Genomic DNA, 21370 nt, shown 5'->3' with positions numbered 1-21370 from the left:
TGAGGAAGGTCGCCGCGCGCACCGGCGACCAGAACACGCGCACGCAGATCAGCGGAATAGGGCTGGGGCATGGCTTGCCTCCCGGGCCATATGCCTGTCAACGCACAGCCCACCCGAATGGATTCAAGTCCAGATCAAAAGCGCTTTAGGGGAGGTCCCGGTGCATTCGACGGGCGCCGTCGGCCCTGCGTCAATCCCCGAGCCAACGCTTCTTCGATGCATCGAGATGCATTCGCATCGCAGCCTGAGCCATAAGCGGATCCGCAGCCTCCAGGGCTGCATAAATGGCTTCGTGTTCCAGGACTGCAGTGTGCCAGCCTTCACGGCTGTCGAATCTGACGCTCAGCTGGGTGGAAATCGGGCTATGGCGCCCATCGAACAGATCGCGCACGATACGCGCGAGTACGGAATTGCCGGACAAGCCTGCGATGGCGAGGTGGAACTGCCGATCGTGCTCAAGCGGATCGCGTCCATCCGTGATGTCCGCTCGCATCGCCTGTATGGTAGCATGCAGGGAAGCAAGCCCTTCAGATGTCATGCGGATGCAGGCGAGCGCAGCGACCGTCCCTTCGATCGCGGCCCGCGCCTGCATGAGTTCCGATGGGCTCTCCCCCATGGAGCGGATCATACTGGTGGCCCTCGCCGCCGGCGTGCAGACATAAACGCCGGAACCGGAGCGAATTTCGACGCTCCCGTCGATCTCGAGAGCGATGAGTGCCTCCCGTAGCGACGGACGCGAAACGCCCAGTTGATGCGCCAGATCCCGCTCGGCCGGGAGGCGGGCTCCAGGCCCGAACTGCCCGCCGTGGATCAGACCACGGATCTGATCGGCAATCTGCTGATAAAGGCGTCTGGGCTCGATTGGCTTGAGCGGGCTTGCCATGAACGGGAACCTGAAATTGGCCTGACCATAGGCCTCACCCCGAAACCTGGCAATCAGGATCAGGACAGCGTTACTCCATCATCCTTTTGACTTGACCAATTATTCCTCCCGGCCATATTCCTATTACGCTTGGACCGGCCTGACCAATTCTAGCCATTAGAGAGCCCGCAGCAAGCGGGCCATGTTGCAGAGGGAGGAAGCATGCGAGGCGCGACTGCCCATCTCCACCATTGCACTAGCATGCCGACGGGGCCTGAAAGGGCTCAGCGCGTTGCGCGGTGATCGAGGGTCTTTCATGAAGGTTTCCGAGCGCCGCGCCATTCCTCGCAGAACTTTGTTCCTCACAGCGCTTGGTCTCGGGAGTGCCCCGATGGGCGGGCTTTACAGCCCCACCAGCCATGCCGAGGCTCAGGCCGCCACGGAAGCCGCCTGGGCTCAGGGAATTCGCTATTTCGACACCGCTCCCTATTACGGCTACACACGGTCGGAGCGCCGCCTCGGTGCTCTGTTGTGCGACCGCGAGCGGGACAGTTACGTCATCAGCACGAAGGCCGGACGCCTGATGGTGCCTGATGACGGCGTCAGCAATGAAGAGAATGGCTGGTTCAGGCCACTCCCGTTCCGGCCCACCTACGACTATACATATGATGCTATCCTGAAATCATTCGAGGACAGTCAGCAGCGTCTCGGCGTCATCAAGATCGACATTCTCTACATCCACGATATTGGCCGCTACACCCATGGGGACCGGCATGGGCATTACTGGCACCAGCTCACCGCCGGTGGCGGGTTCCGGGCGCTCCTCGAACTGCGTCGCAGTGGACGCGTCACGGCCATCGGACTCGGAGTCAACGAGGCGGAGGTCGTTCACGATGCCATGCAGGAAGCCGATCTCGATGTCGTGATGCTCGCAGGCCGCTATACCCTTCTGGAACAGATGAGCCTTCCATTGCTGGAGAAGTGCGTTCGCGCAGGGACCGGCATCGTCATCGCGGGTCCTTTCAATTCCGGCATCCTCGTCGGCAACAACAAGTTCGACTATGAGGATGCTCCGCCGGATGTCGTGCAGCGCGTTCAGGCTCTGAAGGCCGTGTGCGACGATTTCGATGTCCCACTTCCTGCTGCGGCCCTTCACTTTCCGATGGCCCATCCGGCCGTCGTCTCCTGTGTGACAGGAGCCCGCAACGCTCAACAGCTTCAGACCAATGTGGCGTGGTTCGAAAGTGCCATCCCGGCCGAACTCTGGACAGCGCTTCGAAAGCTCGGATTGGTGGACGAAGCCGCTCCCCTCCCCGGCGAAGGCGACTGAATCCCATGCGGATCGATGCTCACCAGCATTTCTGGCTGATGCGCGACCGGAAGGGACAATGGCCGCCGCCAGATCTCGCCGACATCCATCGCGATTTCATGCCACGCGATCTGGAATCGACATTGAGGGCCTGCGGCATCGGCGGCACGGTCCTGGTGCAATCTCTTCCGACGCTGGGCGACACCGACTTCCTGTTGGATCTGGCGGACCAGCACTCCTTCATCCTCGGCGTCGTAGGTTGGGTCGATCTCAAGGCTGCCGATGCAGCCAGCCAAATCGCCCGCCTCGCGGCGCATCCGAAACTGAAGAGCCTGCGGCCGATGCTGCAGGATATTCCGGATCCCGACTGGATCGACGATCCGCATCTCGATCCTGCCATCGCAGCCATGAAAGAGGCGGATCTGCGCTTCGACGCCCTGGTGATGCCGCAGCACCTGAGGGCGCTGACGGCCTTTGCCAAGCGCCACCCTGACCTTTCCATCGTGATCGATCATGGAGCAAAGCCTCCCATCGCAACGGGCGAGATCCGCCAGTGGCGCGAAGTCATGGCCGGTTTGGCTACCCTGCCCAATGTCCATTGCAAGCTGTCGGGCCTTCTCACGGAGGCGGGAAAGCGGCGTGATGCAGCCGCGATCAGGCCCTATGCCGACGCTCTCCTCGAGTTGTTCGGTCCGGAGCGCCTCATCTGGGGCAGCGACTGGCCCGTTCTGAGACTTGCTGCCGATTACGGGGATTGGCTCGCGATGTGCCAGAACTTCGTGCCGCCCCACCATCACGATGCGGTCTTCGACATGAATGCTCGCCATTTCTACAAGCTCGACGTGAGCCGGAACGGGGGATGGCATGATGCCTAGCACGAGGAAAATTCGACCAAGCCTGCCGCGTTTTCACCAAAGGTGCAGATGACATTGCACGGGGCCCCGTGCTTAGATCAACGGTGGCGTGAAGACGCCGCACAGGCGACAGCCTGACATAAAGGAGGAACGCTCTTGTCACTCCTCGTCCTGCAAGACGTCGGGAAGGAATTCGGCGCCATCCGGGCCCTGTCCCATGTCAATCTCACGATCAAACCCGGCGAAGTGGTCGGCCTGATGGGCGACAACGGCGCCGGGAAATCGACCCTGGTGAAGATCATCGCGGGCAATTTCCCGCCCTCGCACGGCAAGGTTCTGTTCGAGGACCAGGAGGTTCATTTCACCAGACCGGTGGATGCCCGCTCCGTCGGCATTGAGGTCGTCTACCAGGATCTGGCGCTGGCCGATAATCTGACGGCGGCCGCCAACGTTTTTCTCGGGCGCGAACTGAGACGCAAGGTTGGACCGTTCTCGTTTCTCGACCATGCCACGATGAACCAGCGAACGGCAGCGCTGTTTCGCGAACTCAAGTCTGAGACCCGTCCAGACGATCTGGTTCGCGCCATGTCGGGCGGGCAGCGGCAGGCGGTCGCGATTGCCCGGACGCGTCTCGCCAAGGCCAAGCTCATCCTGATGGATGAGCCGACCGCGGCCATTTCCGTTCGCCAGGTGGCCGAGGTTCTCGATCTCATCCGACGCCTCAAGGATGCGGGCATCGCGGTAATACTGATCTCGCATCGCATGCCGGATGTATTCTCGGTGTGCGAACGGGTGATCGTCATGCGCCGTGGGACCAAGGTGGCCGACAAGCCCATCGATCAGTCGAGCCCCGAGGAAGTCACTGCGCTGATTACGGGCGCCAAGGAAGCGGCGTGATGAGCGAATTTTCTCCGGCAACCGGGACTGAAGCGAGCGATTTCTCGAATGTAGGCCGCGCCCGCTGGTGGCGACGCGGCTTCTTCGCGAGCCAGACCGCCTATGTGGCGGCCGCCCTCATCGTCATCATGATCGTGATGTCCTTCCTAAGTTCGGCCTTTCTCAGTCCGGGCAACTTGGCCAACGTGGCGAAAAACTTCTCCTTCGTCGGCATCGTGACGCTGGGAGTCACCCTCGTTATCGTCACCGGTGGCATCGATCTCTCGGTCGGCTCGACGATGGCGCTGTCGGCGATCACCTGCGCCATCGTCATGCAGGGTTTGAGCGGCACGGTGCTCGACAGCATACCGCTCGCGGGCATGGTGATCTCGCTCGGTGCCGGCCTTGGCGCCGCATTACTGATCGGCTTGGCAAATGGCGTTCTCATCGCCCGTGTCGGTCTTTCGCCCTTCGTCACGACGCTCGGCATGCTCTCCATCGTGCGCGGTCTTGCCTATGCCGTTACGGAAGGGCGCGGGCAGGCCCCGACCGGGCCGGACGTGAACCTCTTCTACGAGATCACCGACGGCAACATTGCCGGCGTCCCAGTGGCCATCATCTACCTTCTCATTCTTGCGGCGGTCATCGGCCTCGTTCTTCACCACACTGCCTTCGGACGGCACGTCTTTGCGCTCGGCGGCAACGAGAAGGCGGCGGCCCTCACCGGCATTGCGGTCGAGCGCGTCAAGATTGCCGTCTATGTACTGTCCGCCCTCTCCGCCGGGTTTGCCGGCATCCTGATGGTGGGGTGGCTCGGCTCCGCTCCGGCCAATCTGGCGACGGGCTACGAACTGACGATCATTGCGGCGGCCGTCATCGGCGGCGCGAACCTCAACGGCGGCATCGGTGGGCCGGCAGGAGCGGTCATCGGTGCCCTTCTCATCGAAGTCATCCGCAACGGCCTCGTGCTCGCAGGCATCAACGCCTATTGGCAGATCGTGCTCGTCGGCGGGATCATCATCCTCGCGGTCTTGGTCGACCGCTTGCGGACCCTGCGCATGACGTCTTGAATCCCGTTGTCGGAGGCAAGCACCTCTTGCCTCGAAGGCGGATGCGAACAACCGGACTACAGAAGCCGGTCACGAGACCCCAGGCATGGGGCGATCAATCAACCAGGAGGAAGACATGATGAAGCGCCTGATCCTTGCCGCAGTCGCCGCTGCGGCGCTCACCGCCCCAGCCATGGCACAGCAGACGTACAAATTCGCCATCGTGCCGAAGGCGATGAACAATCCTTATTTCGATCTCTCCCGCGACGGATGCATCAAGCGTGCGAAGGAACTCGGGAATATCGAATGCATCTACAAGGGCCCGGTGGAACATGAACCGGCAAGCCAGGCGCAGATCATCCAGGATCTGATCAGCCAGAAGGTCGACGGCATCGCCATTTCGGTATCGGATGCTGCCGCAGCCGTGCGCGTGATCAAGGCTGCGCGCGACGCAGGCATTCCGGTCATCACCTTCGACGCCGACGCGCCGAACTCGGCGCGCCAGGCGCATGTGGGCACCGACAACCGGGCCATGGGTCGCGCCCTCGGCGAAGAGCTTCTGAGGCTCCGCCCCGAAGGTGGCAAATATGCCATGGTATCCGGCGGTCCGGCCGCCGCCAACCTGAAGGAACGCGTCGAGGGCGTGCGCGATGCTCTGAAGGGATCCAAGTGGACGGAAGCCTCAGGGTCTCCCACCTATTGCAACGACGATCTCGCGCTCGCCGTGCAGCAGATGCAGGACCTCAAGACCGCCAATCCGGATCTCGCCGCCATCGTGCCGGTCGGCGGCTGGCCGATGTTCGTTCCTGAGGCCTACAAGAGCTTCGTGAACAAGAACAAGGCCGCCATGGACCAGAACAAATTCACCCTCGTGGTGGCGGATACCCTGAAGGTCCAGCTCGAGCTGCTGCGCGACGGATATGCCAACGCCCTCGTCGGCCAGCGTCCTTATGAAATGGGCGAGAAGGCAATGGACATCCTTCTGCAGCTCAAGAAGGGCGAGAAGGTTCAGGACATCGTCTATGCCGGGATCGACCGCGTGACGAAGGACAATGTCGCTTCCATGCTGAAGTGAGCTGACATCGCATTCAAAGGTGACCTACGTCCTGGAGAGGACATTTTCTCTCCAGGACGTTTGTCTTACGCGCTCTGGCTCGGCGCTGTCTCTGCCGTGAGGCTTACTCTGCTGCTCCTGGCGGCTTGACGAGTTGAAGCCCCTCATGTGCAACGGCAGCAGCAGCCTCACCGCCGGCGACCTGAACCGTCGGGACCGCGAATTTGATCCCGTTGTCCTGGAACGCCTGCTTGATGCGGGCGAAGGCCTTACGGCGGATCACGAACTGCTCGCCCGGGCGTGTCGTCATCTTGCAGCGGATCTGAATTGCAAACTCCCCGAATTGCTCTACGCCCTGCATCTTCAGAGGCTCGATGATGTTCGGGGCGAACTCCGGGTCGGCAGCCATGTCCTGACCAATACTCTTGATGAGTTTGCGTGCCTTCTCCAGATCAGAGTCATAGGTGATGCCGATCTGGAACTTGTCGATTACCCAGTCCCGGCTCATGTTCTCCACTGCGCCAAGCTCGCCGAAGGGCACTGTGTAGACCGGCCCGCGATGGTGGCGCAGTTTGACCGAGCGCAGGGAGAAGGATTCGACCGTTCCTTTGTAGCTGCCGCTCTGGATGTATTCTCCGACCCGGAACGCATCGTCGAGGAGATAGAAAACGCCGCTGATCACATCCTTGACCAGTGTCTGCGCTCCGAAGCCGATGGCGACACCCGCGACGCCTGCGCCCGCGATCAACGGACCAATTTCCACTCCCAGCGCGGAGAGAACCATCAACACGGCGACAACTGCCAGGACGGCGAAGGCCACATTGCGAAAGATCGGCAGGAGCGTTCGCAACCGCGCCTCGCGCGACGCGACTTCGCTGGTCAGCGACATGGTTGCCGCTGCCCGGGCGAGACGCCTGTCGATCAAGGTCTTCGTCACCTGCCAGACCAGATCAACAACGAGCAGGACGACCACAGCACTCAAGGCTCCGCGGACAAGACGGGTTAGAAGCGTGTCGCGGCTGGTCATCTCGACCAGGTCGATGTGCCAGGCATTGGCTAGCAGCAGAACGGCGCCTGCGATAAGCAACGCCCGGATGCCGCGATCTAGATAAACTGCCATCAATCCAGTTCGACCCGAGGCCGCCGAGCCCTCATGCGGTCGCAGGGCGTGGCGGCTTGTCCTCTCGGAGATGGCAATGGCTGTCGGGAGCAATAGAGCCACGACGGCAAGCCAGAAGAAGCCCATGAGCCCGGCGACCCACAGCCCCCAAAGAAGAATGAAGTACATGGAAAGCAGGCTGGCCGCGACCGTGTGGGACATACGCTTTGGCGCCCCGATCTCCCGGACTTCGGTCGATGCAGGCGAGGGCCGTGTCCAGACGACGTTGAGGGCGATGGCGAGAAGCCCGAGGCCGAGGGCATAAGCCACCACGGCGCGCGCCTCCAGCGAGGAACCCAGGATCTTGAGGACGTCGACGGTCGCCCATCCGAAGGCGAACCACCCGACGAATAGGGCGAGGCGCCGGTGCCAGAACTGCGCCGCCGTGCTGCCTGTCGGAATCAATCGGAACCGCTCAGCGCCCTCCGGTGCGGAATGATTGGGTGCAAGAAGGAACCGGCTGACCATCAAGACGAGTCGCAGCATGACGGCAGCGAAAAGATAGGCGACCACCACTTGCCTGAGGAGGGGCGGCCAGTCGAGAGCCAGGAAGGCTCCGATGCTGCCGACCGCAAAGATCGTGATGTCGGCAAGATTGAAAACGAAGCGCAAAGCAACCGCGTGCAGGCGCTCGGAGGTGGTGGTCACAGGCCGGGTCGCAGCCCGCTGCCTGGATGAGGCGGTCATTCTTCGAAAGAGCCACTCTGCTCCGCCCCCTAGAGCCAGGAACCCGATGACCAGCAGCAACACTGAAATCGGTCTTCGTCCCTGAAGCTCGTCAAGGAGACGGCCGGAAGCGTTCCGGAACTCGTCCGGCAGTCGCGGCACGGCAGTTGCGAGAGCAGCAAGGCGCTCCCGCAGGCCCGTGATCCGCTGCATCATGATCTCCGACGTGGTCGGCTCGGCAGCAGGAACCGCCGCTACCGCGGCGGGAGGCTTCTGCTGTTCATCGATCCATGAGCGGACGGCGGGATCCTGCAGGAGGTTCAGCAATTGCTGAACCTGTGGTGGCGGAGGGCTCGGGGCCGGTGCAGGCTGGGCTTTCGCTTCTAGAGAGGCTGCGGAGGCAAGGAACAGGAGAATCACGCCATAAAAGGCGGCTGCCAGCACTTTGCTCCATAAGTGCCCACGCATCAAAGGCTCGCACCTTGTTCAGGGCCTGACTTGAAGGACTCGCGTAGGCCCGGCCGCGGTTGGTCCACAGCATCGGGCCAAGCCTTCAAAAAGTCCACCGGCCCATTAGCGTGCCCCTTCCTTGGGTGGTGCTCCAACTCCTTAATCGGCACTCGCCGGTTTTGGCACCGGAGGTACCGACCTCAGGGCACTGACGGTATAGATCGCAAGAGCGAGCCAGATCAGCCCGAAGGCAGCGGCATCGATCCGCCCGAAGGCCTCTCCATAGGCGAGGACCCCGAGCGCAAGCTGGCCTGATGGCGCCAAGTATTGCAGTAGACCGATGGTGGAGAGTTTGAGCCTCTGAGCGGCCGCCGCAAACCAGATGAGGGGCAAAGCGGTGCTGAGCCCTGTCAGGATGAGGAGCGCGTCCAGGCGCAGATTGCCCTGGAATGCCACGGATTGGCCATTCACGGCCGTAAGGGTGAGATAGCCCAAGGCCAACGGGGTGAGCAGAAGCGACTCGATGCAGAAGCCGATGAGAGGCGCGACCGGTACGATCTTCCTGACGAGACCGTAACAGCCGAAGCTGAAAGCCAGAGCCAACGCGACCCACGGCATCTCACCCGAGGAGACAGCGAGGACAAGCACGCCCAGCGCAGCAATCATGCAGGCCGTGATCTGCGCCGGGTTCAGCCGCTCCCGAAGGAAGAGAACGCCGAGCACAACGTTCAGAAGCGGGTTGATGAAATAGCCGAGACTTGTCTGGACGAGATGCCCGGAATTGACGGCCCAGATATAGATGAGCCAATTGATGGCAATCAGACCGGCGGAAAGGCACAAGAGCAGGAGCCGGCTGCCGGAGGTCAGGGCTTCAACAAGCTTGCACCATTGCCGGCCTATGAGGATCAAACCAAGGGCGAATACAGTTGCCCAGACGATGCGGTGAGCGAGGATCTGCAGGGCCGGCACGGCCGAGACGAGCTTGAAGTGAAGCGGAACGGCCAAGCCCCACATGAAGAATGCGGCCAAGGCATAAAGAACGCCGGCCCGTGTCCTGAGCGCCTCGGAAGCCGCTGATCCTGTTTCCATGATGAGCCTCTGGCCTTGCCTGGTTCTCCGAGGGCAGGCCTTTCTTGCCGAGGTCTCCCCGTTCGTCCCGGTCCTATTTCGATTCGTGCGAGGGTGATAGCCCCGATTTTGTGACGTAGCAGGCGGGCTCAATCCATGACAACGCTGCACAATGCATGGAGAGATCGGCAAGGATCACGAGAGTCCGTTCTCGATCGAATGCATCATTTTTCGCGGTGAAGTCGCTTTGGGAATATCAGCCTGACCCGAACAATTCGCCGTGTGGCCAAGATCTCAAGTCTGTCTCTGATCACCTGCGCCATCTCCGGCCCGATGCCATGGATCTGCTCGATGACGGGCATCATGGTTTTGAGCTGTTCGAGGCTGGTGATGTGCGCTTCCTCAAGGACCTTCCAAGCGCTCACGGGGAGGCACAGCCCCTCGAAGGGATCGTCGGCACTTTCAGGGATTGAAGGAGGCAACGGACCCCTCCCCGGCAGATTTATCAGAGACTCCGGACGGAACTGCCTGCCAAAGACAAGCGGGCCTAGGCTTTATTCCCGAAAAATCCAATAATTGTTCGGTGAAGTTTAATCCGTCCGTAGCAATCGCTCAGACCAGAAAATCGGCGAACTTCAGCACGATCTTTGAAGGCACCAGAACATAGGGCGAGCTGCCCTAAGCCTCCCAGCGAGCATGGGTCGGAGGTTCGAAAGCGCTGAAAGCTTTATTTTATGAATGGTACAGCCGCCCCGGCTCGAACGGGGGCCCCCCAGATCCACAATCTGGCAGTTATGCTGATCATGAGAAATCAGTAAGCACCAAACGGCCAAATTTAGTTGACATTTCAATCCAGACCACCAGACTGTGTGATCTAAGATGATCGCTGGTGAGCATTCTGCTGCTTACCAGACGCTTACCAGACGGGCCCTATAAACTTCGTGGGCAACCAGTCTGTCACCTCCCAATTCCCACTTGCAAATCCTGTCCGACCAAATGGAGTGAGGTGCTTCCTGGCTTTAGTATTGGCATCAATCCAACGGCAAGGGCCTGGGTCGTGCAGTCCCGTGCCAGCGGGAGGTCACGTCGCGAAACATTACTATAGATGAATGGTCGACATTCAACGTAGCTAGCAAGACGGATAAAGATGCCTATACGAGCGAAGCTAGGGTCATTTTCCTATGACGACAGCGCGCCGCCGTGGCTTGCGCAAGACCTACCGTTGACAGTCAAGCCGAGCGATACCAGAAGCGTCTCGAGACCATCTGAAACAGTCCCGTTTCCGAGGCTTGGAGCGCCACTTCAAGGAGCACTGGCGGTCCTTACAAGACCTGCCTGACGGTGAAATCAGATGCGTTCTTGAAAGGGGATCGTGCACTAGGAGGCCTGGCTCGGACCGTGGCGCCCGCACGATACTGAGAGAAACATAGCAGCCTAAATCCGCTCAGAGGCGAGCGCCCCGAAGGGCTAGCCCTGCCACGCTACTCTCTGCCTTTGCTCTAGCGGGGCGAAGATCATCCCTCTGACCTACGAGCAAAACTTTACTTCATTAGGATCCTATGAGACCCTATCGGCAAGAAAGCTATATACTTCTGCAAGTAACAGTAATCAAACCCTTTGAGATTTTGCCTGACCGCCTGACACACTAGACTTCAAATCCTTGGCACGAGCCACTCTATTGGGGATCTGTATGCCTCAAGAGAAACTTGCCGTCCTGGGCGGCGGCGCTGGTGCACTCTCGGCTGTTTTTGCGATCACATCGCAACCGGGCTGGCAGCAGCGCTTTGATATTACAGTTTATCAGGTCGGTTGGCGGCTCGGAGGCAAATGCGCGAGCGGCCGCAATGACGCCAAGGCTCACCGAAATGAGGAACACGGCTTTCATATCTTCGGCGGCTTCTATCACAACACCTTCCGGCTGATGCGCGATTGCTATGCTGAATGGCAGACACTATCCCCGCATGCATTTCCGCTCAGCCAAGCATTCGTCAAGCATAGCACCTTCGACCTGCATGAGCAGCTCAACGGCGCGTCTCGTCTCGTTCGGATCGACTTTCCAGTCGACAATCAGGAGCCAGGCATCAATCCTCTGCCGCTCAGCCCCCTGGCAATAGCTGTTAGGCTCATGGGTTGGGTCAGCGCCCGGACTGCTGTTGAGATTTTACCCTCCCTTACAGCGGAACAGCGTGCTGCATTCATCGCCCTCCTCAATCAGGGGCAGGCGCTTCTCGTCCAACTTGACATTGTCCAAAATTTCGCCATTGCCGCGCAGTTTCTCATAAATTCGCTCAAAACCCTCCTCAACCAGCTGCTGCTCCTGCTGAAAGCGGCGCAGGCCTTCCATACTCCTGCTGGCAACGAGCCGGATTACATCGTTCTTGCCGCTCTTGCGATCGTGATCGTCAAGGGCATCATCCTCGATGGGGTTCACTTGAACGGCTTCGACGCGATCAACGCCCTCGATGCGAATGCTTGGCTCGCCAAGCATGGAGCATGGCCGGAACTCGTGTCTTCCGTTTATATCCAGTCAGGTTACGACTATGGGTTTGCCTATCTGGATGGTGACACAAGTCGTCCAAGTTTTGCTGCCGGTGTAGCTCTACGCGGACTGTTGCGCATGATCTTCACCTATCATGGGTCAGTTTTCTACCATGCAAAAGGTGGCTTCGGTGAAATTGTCTTCACACCGCTTTATGAGGTTCTTCGCGAGCGCGGCGTTCGATTCAAGTTCTTCCACCGCGTAGAGTCGCTGACCTATGATCCGGCTGCGAACGTGATCTCCGACATCACCGGCTCTCTGCAAGCGGTCGTGACGGCCGGTGCCGACGCCTACGATCCGTTCATCGACTGGAAAGGTCGGAAGGTCTGGCCGACACACCCGAAATTTGAACTCCTCGCCGATGGGAGCAATCTCAAGAATGCCGGCGATTTCGAGTCATGGTGGAAACCGCCCCAAGCGCACGCTTCATTCACGCTGCAGCGAGGTGTCGATTTCGACCAGATCATTCTTGGAATCTCTGTCGGGGCGCTCAAGGAGATTTGCAGCGATCTCACAACGCACTTTCCATCCTGGCAGACCATGCTCACGAACATGAAGACCATTCCAACGATCGGCGTCCAGGTCTGGAGCAAGAAAACCAGCGTACAACTTGGCTCCGGTAGCACGCTCGGCCTTGCGACGGCACTTGAACAGCCTCTGAGCACATGGGCGGACATGTCGTTCCTAGTCGCACAGGAGGATACAAGGCCAAATGGTACAATTCAGCATTTGGGCTATATGTGCGGCCCCTTCCCTCGCGTGGACCCGGACACGCTGGGAAATCCCCAGCAAATCCCGTCCGTTCAGGAGCAAAACGCGAGGGCAACGGCGGACCTATGGATGAAGACCGTGTTCAAATTCCTTCTCCCAGGCAGCGCTCCAGGAGGCGTCTTCGATCCTTCGACCTTTGGCGAAACCTATGTGCGCGCGAATGTAAACCCGTCCGATGAGTACGTTCTCTCCCCCCCGACGCCTGCCAACGTTCGTTTCACCGCGGATCAAAGCGGCATCGACAACCTGTTCTTGGCTGGGGACTGGCTACGCACCGGTGTCGATGTCGGCGCGTTCGAAAGCGCGGTCATGTCAGGACTGCAATGCGCCCGCGCAATCACCGGCACCGCCATCGACATCTATGGCGAAGACGATTGGGTCTAAAAGCGATGCCGCGAACAGGATCATTCCGTATGATCGCCTTCTCGCCACCCGACTCCGGCAGCGGCGATGCAGGCTTGGATCTGCTCTCAAACAGAAGTTCCTTGAAGATCTCAGAGTGCTCTGCAGTTGTACTTGGCCTTGATGTTATCGGGTTTTCCAGCACGCTCGAGAACTTGATCGGCACTTACGGCGCAGCAGCAACTGAATGGATTTCAGACGCGATCGGCACCATTCACGCTCGCGCGGATGGAGTGATGAGCGAATATGGCTTCGAGTGGGGAGACTCGCTCGGCGATGGTTTGTTCGTTTTTCGTCCCAGCACTAGCGGGATTGTGCCTGAGATTGAGGACGGAGCCCTTGGTCGCCTCGTTGAGGACCTTGAAAAGCCATTTGCCTTCCGGTGGGGTGAACTTCGGGCGCGGGCGGCCTGGAGCAGGGGACACGTTCAGCGCTGTTTTCTTGGAGGATGGGGCGGCACGACAAACCGCTTTGTCACCGGCACAGCCGTTGCTAGCCTACATCGCGCCATGGGACAGCGAAGACTCCACGGGCTAGCCGTTGCAGTTCCCCCCGCGCCCCGGCCTGGGCTCTCCCTGATCGCGTCAACTGAAACATCGCCTTCGGCGGTTCGGTCGATGGCGGAGCAGACACCCGAGAAGGCACTCTTTGGAGAAGTCCGCGAGGCCGGCATCCTTTTCTGCAGGATCCGCGACGACGGGGATGATGAACTCGTCAGACCGGAGCGCGTTCATGCTGCTGTCCATTTGGGGCAATGCATCTCTGATAGCTTCAACGGGCATTTCGAGAAGGTAACGCATGACGATAAGGGTATTCTGCTCATGTTCGTATTCGGGCCATCGGCACGCCTCGGCCGCGAACAGGCTATAGAATGTGCCTGGGAGCTCGATCGGCAGTTCACTGAAATAAGACTGCAGTCGACGATAGGAGTTTCCTGCGGCACTTTCTATCGAGGGCCTATAAGGACTGGCCCTATGGTCTCCATGGCGGTCTATGGTTCTGCAGTCAATCGGGCGGCGAAGCTCGTTACGACAGCGAAGGGTGGAGTTATTCTTGATCAAAGCCCTCTGCAACCTGCCATCATCGGCGCGGTCGACACAAGTTTCGCACCCGCGCTCATTGAAGATCGACGTTGGCCGACGAGCCTCATCACTCCGTGGCTAGTTGGACGGGCGCAAGAGATTGCGTATGTGCGCGCATGGGTGACAAGCACAGCTGCCTCTTCCCGCATTCTAGTTGTGTCAGGTGAGCCAGGCGTAGGCAAAAGCGCGTTCTTGAGTCATCTCGCGCAAACGGAGTTAGATGCTGTCTGCAGCTTTGTCGCCACAAGACCTCAGCGTACACTCGATCATCATTGGATCTGGCGCGAGATCATTCGGGATCTGTTGGCCAAAGTGGTGCCAAATGAGGACACCTGGCAGCCGTTCATTCGCGCATCTTTAGAAGAAGCGGGTCTAGATTCTGTCGCATTCGAAGTTTTCTCAGATTTTCAGCGCCTGAGTTTAGGAACCGATGGCCTAGTTCGTGACTTGACTGGCGGTACGAGGCTTGCTGCGCTTGAAGCTGCCATCGTGGCGGTCCTCAAAAGACTTGAGGCACGGGCGCGCCTCTTGATCATTATTGACGACGTCCAGTGGGCAGACTTCTACTCACTACAGTTGATGCGGGAGTTGAGTAGAACACTACTCCACACCCGCCTTCTGCTTGGGGAGCGCGAACGTGGTGGGGATGAGGACCACCATCACAAGTCCCTTCCAATCGACCAGCCTTGCCTCCGGGTTCATCTCTCGGGATTAGGTCCGGATGATCTCAAGACACTTATCGAGAGTAATACCACGGCTAAGCTCACATCACCGCAGCTGCGGCAGCTTTGGGATCTGACGGCAGGCAATCCATTCAGCGCCCTTCAACTCACACTTGCCAACCCACATTTCGATCTAGATTTGGTTACCGGGGAATGGAACAGCTCGAAGGCTGATCGATCTGAGATCTTGCTGCGCGCGCTTGACATGCGCCTCGACATTCTTGCTGGCGCTGAGATGGCGCTCCTGAGAATCCTATCCATAGCTGACCGAGCGCTCAATGCGGACCAGATCATGGAACTTGCGGTGCGTGCTGGCTTTGATGGGTCTTCGGGCGCCATGCAGCACCTGGAGACCGCGGCACTTCTATCCAGCGAGACGCTTGGCTCAGGAAAGGTGTATGCAGTACGGCACCGCCTGCTCGCGGAGCGAGTAACGGCGCGGCTGCCTGCTTCGGTCAAGGTTCAACTGCACATGTACATGGCCCGCCTTCTTCCGCGGGTAAGCGAATTTACGCATGAGCGCTCAAGTGAAGCCGAGATAGGTCTTCATTGGGAACAGGCCGGGGACACCACACGGGCTGCATTGCATTTCGCTCGCGGAGCGGAATCAGCTATGGAGGCAGGTGCATACAGCACGGCCCTGGAGTTGTATCGCCGTGCCGAACAACTCCTTGAAGGCCGGTCGTCACCCGCTCCAAATGTACTGGCAGGTTGGATCGCCAACAGGGCGGCAGCGGCCTGGGCGATGGGGGATATCGCAGACGCGATGATGAGCGCCCGACGTGCGAGAGAACTCGTCGATCGAAAGCTCGCTCAAGCATGGAGGATCAGCCGCGCTGCGCCATGGAGCGTTCGGTGGCTACGTACTGGATCCGTCCTCGTGGCGCCTATTAGACGACAGATTCCTCGTCGACTACGCGCGCCGCTTGCTCTCTCAGGTGTTATCGAAGCGGAAACTGGGCAGTTCAGGGGTGATCTCTACACTATTCTCAATGGGAACTTCGTGTCGCTGGCTTTCGCAACTGACGATGCTGTCAGGGTGACCGCACGAGCGAGGAGCTTTGCCTTCGGTGGTTATCTTGCCTCTCTTGCAGGTCTGCATCGTCTGTCATCCACAATGTTCGAGCGGGGATGCGCCGTGTCAGCCCTTCAGGCCGATCAGCGGCCAGCCGCCTACTGCTTCGCAGCCCAGGCTGTAGCGTGCTTCGCCCGGGGCCAGTGGGCTGACGGCATGGGTTGCCTTACTGCTGTTGACAACGCAGTTGGGCAGGCTCCAGAACCCCATATTATAGAAATTCGCCGGACACTTTCCGCACTGGCTGCCCATTTTCAAGGAGACTGGGTGCAGGCCAAGGAAGAGTTTATAACTGTTCTCGATTCGGCGGCGAGACGCGGCAACAGGCTGCACGAGGCCTGGGGCTATTACGGCCAAGCGCAGGCGCTGCTGAGTGCGGGGCACGTACGTGACGCGTTGGCTCTTCTCGACAGCGCCGATCGGCTTCTGGAGCGAAGTGGCGACCGACAATCTCTGCTTATCTGTGCAGGGCTTCGCGCTTCCGCCTGCTTGGCCAACGACGACGCCAAGGGGGCTGTGCAACACGCTCAGGCGGCGCTCGCTCTGGGACGATCAATTCCGCCGACTAACTTCAGCTCTCTTGAAGGATACAGTGCTCCTTGCGTTGTGGCCGCGCACTTATTGCAGCGGCCACAACGCTCCGTCTCCCGGCCGGAGCTTGTCACCCTGTCTAACGTTGGCGTGCCAGTGCTCAGGCGTTTCGCTTGGCTCTTCCCGATTGCGAGGCCGCGTCTTGAGCTCGCTCGCGCCATGTCGGCTACTGTCGCGGGCAAGCTAAGAATTGCGGAACAGCACGCAAATCGCGCGCGGAGGGCGGCAGAGGTTCTTGGAATGAAAGGCGAGCTTCGTGCGATCGATCGCTGGCGCGAAGTCCAGTGCAACGACGATAGAAGGACCTGAGCCATGCCCCCTCCCCCTCCCGGTGTCCTTGCCGATTATGCAGAGGTTCCGGGAAACATCATATCACGACTCCCTATTATCGCGTTAAATGGCGTTCTGCGTGCATTTCTGCTCCCCTCGAGCATGAGCACTTTGCAGGCGGCTTGTGACAAGGTGTTGAACAATCCAAGCGGTGGCGCACTCACTTTTATGCCTGCTCTCCCCCTGGTTTTATTCACCGACCTTTTCGTTCCGCGCATGACTTCCGGCGATCCAGTCGACAGTCAAAAAGGATTTGTGAAAGAACAGGATCTTGGTTTTTGGATCCTGACGATCGGTGGACTCACGGACGCGCCACTCGACTGGCGGCTACGTTGGCTGCCAGTCTATCTCTGGGTTGACAGCGGTGCCGCCATGGCCGGTGGGCGGGAAGTTTTTGGATATCCAAAGCATCTTGGACATTTTGTTCGAAGTGGCGCGGGCAATAGCGACGTGTCTGTGTCCTCACTTCATTTCCAGAGCTTTGGACCAACAATCGAGGGGGTCGAAGAGGTTCTTGTCCAGTTCACATCGGGACATGTGCTCCAGAACGTGGTGGGCAATAAGGTTGATCTGGATCCAATAATAGCATCACTCTTCGCCTCATTCCTCGGCACAGGCCTGCCGCCGCCCCTCAATGGGCTGACCTCGTTGATTGGGGACATAACATTGCCCTATCTTGGTATGCCCATGGTGTTTCTGAAGCAGTTTCGCGACGCTCACGCTCTTCACAAATCTTGCTTCACCGCAGTCGCCAAGACCGTGGTCAGCGCAACTGCCTTGCATCAAGCGGGACTTCTATCTGGCACGGGGCAGATTGTTCTCACGCCGTCGGCAAGCCATCCCATCGCGGGTGATCTGGGTCTGTCGGCCGTCAGTTCTGTTGGAGATGGAGTTTTTGTAAAGCTTGATTTTTCCGTTGGGCCAGGTGAAACGATCTGGCAAGCCTGAAGCAGGCCGAGCCACAACTCACAGCTTATAGCGCAGAGCCACCGCAAGGAAATCGACGTGGCCCTGTGCCTCTGCGGCCAGAGAGCCACGAACAGCATTTGGATTCGACGCTAAGTTTGGGCTCGCCGTGTCCGTAAGACTTATTTTGGCGTCGGATGCGAACAGGTGGGAATAGCTAATATCCAGTGCCATGCTGTTGGTCACTTGATAGGTGAGCCCCGCGGCAACCCAAATGCCACCTGCATCTGGAATGTTTGGCTGTCTGGTCGCGATCGGGATCGGTGAAATCTCGCGGCCAACGCCACCACGCACGCTCAGCGTGCGACTGTAGGCGTATTCCAGCCCAAGCGAAATGAGCCAACCGTCGTCCCAGTTCCCGGGCGTCCAAACGGGAGCAACGAGCGGATTTTCAACCTCGAGCACGAGTGATCGATAGCGCGACCAGTTTGTCCACTGAACGGTGCCGTTCAGAGTCCATTGCGGATTGAGTTGATGCCTGATGCTCGCCGTGACAATTTCCGGATTCGTCACATCGGCTGCGGCGGAACCCAGACGTCCAGCTACTGAGTTCAATGCCTCTCCCTCAAGCCTGTGGAATACGGCGGACCTGAAACCCAGACCGAGGATCGTGCGATCTGTCGCATAGGTCACTCCGGCAGTAAAGCCGAAGCCCACGTCGTCACCCTTGAACCGTGATAGAGTCTCGAGACTGGCGAGGCCGAAAGGAGTAACGCCGTTGGGTATTGGCAGCAGACTTGCCGTCGTCAACTGACCATCGATGTATTGAACCTGGATACCCGCTGCCAGCGAGAGATTGTTGTTCACTTGGTACGCAATTATCGGATTAGCGTTGTAGGTCGCAATTGCAGCGGAGATGTGATGGAAGCGCCCGGACCAAGTGGGCGCTGCCTTATTTGAGAGGCCGAACGGGGAATTGATGGCCAATCCAATGAACACATCTTCACTAATACGCGACACGCCGTAGCCAGCAGGTACGAGTGCAGCATGCGTTGTGTTCCCCGATTGAGTTGTCCCTAGGGAGATTGGGCTTGTGATGGGTGCAGGATTGGAGGGGTCGATTGTGGGCGTGAGGGCGCTGTTCGGCAACGCTAGAAATCTAGGACGTGAAGCACCATAAACGGTGGTGCTCGAGCGTGGCAGGATGACGGTTCCGTCGAATTCTGCGGCCAAGGACCCATGTTGGGTTATGGTTCCGGGGTTGAAGAACATAGACGAGAGAGAAGGCCCGCCCGCCGCGATGCCAGCGTAAACTTCCCCGAGCCCAAATGCACCTGCCGCGGAGATTGCATACCCACTCGCGAAACTTGCTGTGGGAGTCCCGAGGCCTAGGAGTATGGAAGCGATAATACGTCCCGTCGCCATGGAAGCCCCTCGATAGATTTCCTGAGTGCAATCGATTTTTACATCTGAGTTGCGCCGATTAAGAAGACCCGTTTATTAGATTACTTCACAATTCCTCAGTCGTCATGCAGTGATCTGCCATCGTGGGCAGCATTCCCCAGTTGTGTGCAGAACGTGCATATGCTCCTAATCGCTGTATCGGAAGCGATGCCTCCTGAAGCCAGCCGCTGCCTTCAAACTGGTGGCTATCACCGATCGATGAACCGGCCCCACTCTTCCTGGAGGCTGGTAGTGTGATCGACAAGGCGGGTGCCATATCACAGCCATGTTACCCATCGGAGATATGGGTAGAGGGCCGCATCGCGTGCCTGGTGTCGGCCCAAGCACGATTTGAAGCTACTCGCCTCCGGATAATGCATCGGCGACCAATCCATGGCCTTCAGCGCGACAAGATGGGGAAGATCCGGTTGATCTGCTGGATGCCAATACAGCGCCAACCTAAGATAGCTAGGACACAGCCAGCGCAGATCTGATGCCCATAGCCGCGTTTGGCACCTGATCGCCATTTTGGGCGGAGATTTCTGCTGACTGGCAAGATGAAGGACTGTCAGGTAGCTTGCGGACGATGGCTTAAGCTTAAGACCCTCAGATTTATCGTTTGGCAGCCACACTGATCTTGGTGGATCAGTAAGCATCATACCACCGAATTTCATTGGCATATCAATGCAGACCACCAGATCATGTGATCCGCGACAATCATGGGTAAGCACTAGGCTGCTTACCAGCCGCTAACCAGCAGGATCCCATGCGCCTCTCCAAACAGTCCGTTGCCAGTCTCCAGATCCCCGCCGGCAAACCCTACCACATTGAATGGGATGAGGTGCTCCCCGGCTTTGGGGTCCGCATCAACCCAACGGGCAATGTCTGGGTGGTGCAGTACCGCATCGGCGGGAAGTCCCGTCGCGAAACGATAGGTCGTGTAGATACTGTTTCTCTTGATGTGGCTCGTGAGACGGCGAAGAAGACCCTTGCGAAGGTGCAATTGGGGTCGGACCCACACGCCGAGAAGGCACAAGCCAAGGCGCGCGCCAAGATCACCTTTGAGTCTGTCGCTGAGCGGTACCTGAAGCATGCGCAGGACCGCCTGAAACCGCGCAGCTTCGAGGAGGTGGAACGCCACCTGAAGAAGCATTGGCAGCCCTTTCAGGGACTGCCGATCAGCGAAATCAGACGGGCTCTCGTCGCTACTCGCCTCGAGGAGATCGCCGAGCAGAGCGGGCCGATTGCATCCAACCGGGCCCGCGCCGCCCTGTCTGCGCTTTTCGCCTGGGCGGTGGCAGTTGGGCTCGCTGAGTCCAACCCCGTTATGGGCACCATGAGGGTGGCCGTCGAGGTCTCCCGCGAGCACGTCGTCACGGACGAGGAGTTGACCGCAATCTGGAGAGCCTGCCGCGATGACGATTATGGCCGTATCGTTCGGCTCCTGATCCTAACAGGCCAGCGGCGCGACGAAGTTGGGGACATGAAGTGGTCAGAGGTAGACTTCGACCGAGGGCTCTGGACCATCCCAAGGGAGCGCATAAAGAATGGATTGACCCATGAGGTGCCACTCAGTGACATGGCCTTAGAGATCCTACGGAGCATCCCTCGTCGCGAAGGGCGTGACTTTGTATTCGGCGAGGGTCAAGGCGGATTTAGCGGATGGTCAAAGTCGAAAACTCGTCTGGACGCCCGGATCGCGAAAGCCGGAGCAGTGGTGCGCCCGTGGCGTCTACACGACCTGCGGCGGACGACAGCCACACGCATAGCGGAGATGGGCATCCTCCCGCATGTGGTCGAGGCAATCCTCAATCACGTTTCAGGCCATAAAGCAGGTGTCGCCGGAATTTATAACCGCGCGACCTACGCCAAAGAAAAGCGTGAGGCCCTCAACGGATGGGCGGACAACATCCTTGGACTGAACCATAACCAGCTGCCAGCGCTCGAGCCAGCTAGCGGCATAGGGATGACCTCAACCTAGAGCAACGGCAGTTCTGACGGAGTCCTTGGGGCTATGCGGCGCGGCGGCTTCGTGATTCACTTGTCTCAGCCCTCTTTCTGGGAGGAGATGAGCGATGACCAAGTCCTACTCGCTGGATCTGCGCCGCCGAGTGGCGCGCTTTGTCGAGGCGGGGCATTCCTGTCACGCGGCCGCCCGCCAC

14 protein-coding genes are annotated in these 21370 nt (G+C 59.1%); 9 read left to right on the top strand and 5 right to left on the bottom strand.

Features of this window, described 5'->3' with window-relative positions; all coding sequences use genetic code 11:
• Nucleotides 1-190: 190 nt before the first annotated feature.
• Nucleotides 191-883 (bottom strand): FadR/GntR family transcriptional regulator, encoded by a 693-nt coding sequence (locus KHP60_RS23285; RefSeq protein WP_213566665.1) that lies wholly within the window; start codon nt 881-883, stop codon nt 191-193.
• 295 nt (nt 884-1178) lie between these two features.
• On the opposite strand from KHP60_RS23285, the gene KHP60_RS23280 reads away from it, so the two are divergent.
• From KHP60_RS23280 to KHP60_RS23260, 5 genes are all read left to right on the top strand, one after another.
• Nucleotides 1179-2192 (top strand): aldo/keto reductase, encoded by a 1014-nt coding sequence (locus KHP60_RS23280; protein WP_213566664.1) that lies wholly within the window; start codon nt 1179-1181, stop codon nt 2190-2192.
• 5 nt (nt 2193-2197) lie between these two features.
• On the top strand, nt 2198-3046 hold the full coding sequence (locus KHP60_RS23275) for an amidohydrolase (RefSeq protein ID WP_213566663.1): 849 nt from the start codon (nt 2198-2200) through the stop codon (nt 3044-3046).
• A 135-nt stretch (nt 3047-3181) separates the two neighbouring features.
• The gene (locus KHP60_RS23270; protein ID WP_213566662.1) at nt 3182-3922 is read left to right on the top strand and encodes an ATP-binding cassette domain-containing protein; all 741 of its coding nucleotides are present in this window, start codon (nt 3182-3184) and stop codon (nt 3920-3922) included.
• A complete protein-coding gene (locus KHP60_RS23265) occupies nt 3922-4971 on the top strand; it encodes an ABC transporter permease (protein WP_213566661.1) in 1050 nt (349 codons plus the stop codon). The genes KHP60_RS23270 and KHP60_RS23265 overlap by 1 nt, the downstream gene beginning before the upstream one ends.
• Before the next feature lie 118 nt (nt 4972-5089).
• Nucleotides 5090-6025: a sugar-binding protein gene (locus KHP60_RS23260; RefSeq protein WP_213566666.1), complete on the top strand. Its 936-nt coding sequence runs from the start codon at nt 5090-5092 to the stop codon at nt 6023-6025.
• 103 nt (nt 6026-6128) lie between these two features.
• On the opposite strand, the gene KHP60_RS23255 is transcribed toward KHP60_RS23260, so the two are convergent.
• From KHP60_RS23255 to KHP60_RS23245, 3 genes are all read right to left on the bottom strand, one after another.
• On the bottom strand, nt 6129-8297 hold the full coding sequence (locus KHP60_RS23255; protein ID WP_213566660.1) for a mechanosensitive ion channel family protein: 2169 nt from the start codon (nt 8295-8297) through the stop codon (nt 6129-6131).
• A 141-nt stretch (nt 8298-8438) separates the two neighbouring features.
• Entirely contained in the window at nt 8439-9368 is a 930-nt protein-coding gene (rarD, locus tag KHP60_RS23250) for an EamA family transporter RarD (protein ID WP_213566659.1), read from the bottom strand.
• 203 nt (nt 9369-9571) lie between these two features.
• Entirely contained in the window at nt 9572-9772 is a 201-nt protein-coding gene (locus KHP60_RS23245; RefSeq protein WP_249689066.1) for a hypothetical protein, read from the bottom strand.
• Nucleotides 9773-11037: 1265 nt separating this feature from the next.
• On the opposite strand from KHP60_RS23245, the gene KHP60_RS23240 reads away from it, so the two are divergent.
• Genes KHP60_RS23240 through KHP60_RS23230 form a run of 3 tightly spaced genes read left to right on the top strand, consistent with a single transcriptional unit; the run spans nt 11038 to nt 17807 of the window.
• Nucleotides 11038-13041 carry an FAD-dependent oxidoreductase gene (locus KHP60_RS23240; protein ID WP_213566657.1) on the top strand — a complete coding sequence of 668 codons (2004 nt, stop codon included), beginning with the start codon at nt 11038-11040 and terminating at the stop codon, nt 13039-13041.
• 29 nt (nt 13042-13070) lie between these two features.
• Nucleotides 13071-16838 carry an AAA family ATPase gene (locus tag KHP60_RS23235; protein WP_213566656.1) on the top strand — a complete coding sequence of 1256 codons (3768 nt, stop codon included), beginning with the start codon at nt 13071-13073 and terminating at the stop codon, nt 16836-16838.
• 3 nt (nt 16839-16841) lie between these two features.
• A complete protein-coding gene (locus KHP60_RS23230; RefSeq protein WP_213566655.1) occupies nt 16842-17807 on the top strand; it encodes a hypothetical protein in 966 nt (321 codons plus the stop codon).
• Nucleotides 17808-17825: 18 nt separating this feature from the next.
• On the opposite strand, the gene KHP60_RS23225 is transcribed toward KHP60_RS23230, so the two are convergent.
• The gene (locus KHP60_RS23225; protein WP_213566654.1) at nt 17826-19190 is read right to left on the bottom strand and encodes an OmpP1/FadL family transporter; all 1365 of its coding nucleotides are present in this window, start codon (nt 19188-19190) and stop codon (nt 17826-17828) included.
• Between the two features lie 784 nt (nt 19191-19974).
• Between KHP60_RS23225 and KHP60_RS23220 the strand changes: the two genes are divergently transcribed.
• Nucleotides 19975-21189, top strand: coding sequence for a site-specific integrase (locus KHP60_RS23220; protein ID WP_213566653.1), 1215 nt, complete (start codon nt 19975-19977; stop codon nt 21187-21189).
• Nucleotides 21190-21370 lie beyond the last annotated feature (181 nt).

The sequence above is a fragment of the Microvirga sp. 3-52 genome, assembly GCF_018383585.1.
In the GTDB taxonomy this organism is placed as follows: domain Bacteria; phylum Pseudomonadota; class Alphaproteobacteria; order Rhizobiales; family Beijerinckiaceae; genus Microvirga.
Note: the sequence above shows the minus strand (reverse complement) of the source record. Positions and strands in the feature narration are given on the sequence as shown.